This is a genomic window from Butyricicoccus sp. (genome assembly GCF_050872565.1).
GTDB lineage: Bacteria > Bacillota > Clostridia > Oscillospirales > Butyricicoccaceae > Butyricicoccus_A.
On record NZ_JBNMHC010000476.1, the window covers coordinates 1 to 1,360 of the forward strand.

At 47.9% G+C, this 1,360-nt stretch carries 2 protein-coding genes and 1 pseudogene; all 3 read left to right on the forward strand.

Going from position 1 to position 1,360, the window contains the following annotated elements:
• Positions 1 to 132 (forward strand): annotated as a pseudogene (locus ACR0P9_RS12680) (RtcB family protein); the annotation flags it as partial.
• A gap of 96 nt (positions 133 to 228) precedes the next feature.
• Complete coding sequence (locus ACR0P9_RS12685) at positions 229 to 627, forward strand: hypothetical protein (RefSeq protein ID WP_432620694.1); 399 nt, start codon at positions 229 to 231, stop codon at positions 625 to 627.
• Positions 628 to 892: 265 nt separating this feature from the next.
• The coding region (locus ACR0P9_RS12690; RefSeq protein WP_432620696.1) for a zinc ribbon domain-containing protein at positions 893 to 1,360 on the forward strand (468 nt) is incomplete at its 3' end.

A 1,360-nucleotide genomic window follows, 5' to 3' on the forward strand; every position in this document is an offset into this window, starting at 1 on the left:
GTGCAGCAAGGCACGCTGGATGAATCGCCAATGGCATATAAAACGATGAACGAAATTGTGGAACAAATTGCGCCGACAGCGGACATTGTACAGCGCATTCGGCCGGTATATAATTTCAAAGCGGCAGAATGATGAATGTTTTGTGAATCTCGACAGGGAATGCTTTACAGCGCGGCGCAAGGTGTGCTATGCTACATAGAGTCATAAAATGAGGAGATGAGATAGAACATGGAACCGGAAAACAAAACAAACTATCAAGTCAAGCTGGTAGAAGAAAAATCGGAGCCGGTTCAGCCGGAGCGACTGGAAGAAGACCCGTTGGAAAACCTTCCGGATCTTTCTAGTCAGACAGGCGGTCTGCCGATTGTGACCTTTATTTTGGTTTGCCTGTCTGCAGGCATTATCCTGTTGATTGAGCGTGTTCTGACGGTTGGTTCTGTGCCGATAGCTGTAGGATGTATAGCGTTTATCTTGATGGCGCTGTTCGGTATTGTGGCTCTGATTCGCGGTATGTTTCAAAAATTACATGCCCAAAAGGAACAGAGCAGCGCGTACACGCTCAGTGCCGCGGTGATGACGATTGGTATTTTGGTAGGACTGATTATCGGCGTTGTCAGCAGCTTCTGATTTTACAGAACCGTCATAATTGCGGCAAATGAAATGGGACATTTCTCGGCATACTAAAGACAACAGCACACAGGCTGTTTGGTTTTGTCCCTACCTTTTTCATGTTTTGATAGCAGAACCCCGGGCGGGAGCGTTCGGGGTTCTTTTGTGCGCACGTCCGGCATATGTTGGGATATACGGCACATCTTGTCAAAAAAACTTGTCAATATTTGTGAGATGCCGTATAATATAACCAATTGTATGGCGTAAGAAGGAGGAGATGTGTATGTATTGCATCCGATGCGGAAAACAATTGGCAGACGGAACAAAATACTGCATTTATTGTGGAGCACCGACTGCGGTGCCAGAAAAGCCGAAAGAGGTTTCGCCAGAGGATGATTTTACCATCGCCGTTCCGAAGGATTATGTACAGAGCGACGCAAGCGGTATGGATGCAACACAGCACATTTCGTTTGGACAGGATTTTATGCCGGATCCGGCAGAAGAGTACATGCCAAAGGGATTGCAGGATGAAATCAGTCAGGTCATTGATGAGGAATGGGGAGAACGGAAACAGGCTGCTGCACACGAAGAAAAAGCAGAAGATGTGGATGAGGATTCGACACTGCTCCGACAGTACGTGCAGGACGTGATGTCGAGTGAGAATACGCATCAGCCGGAACAGGCAGAGAGCGCGCCGGAACAGCCTGTGCTGACACAGGAAGACACACGGGCATTTGCCGCAGATATTCAA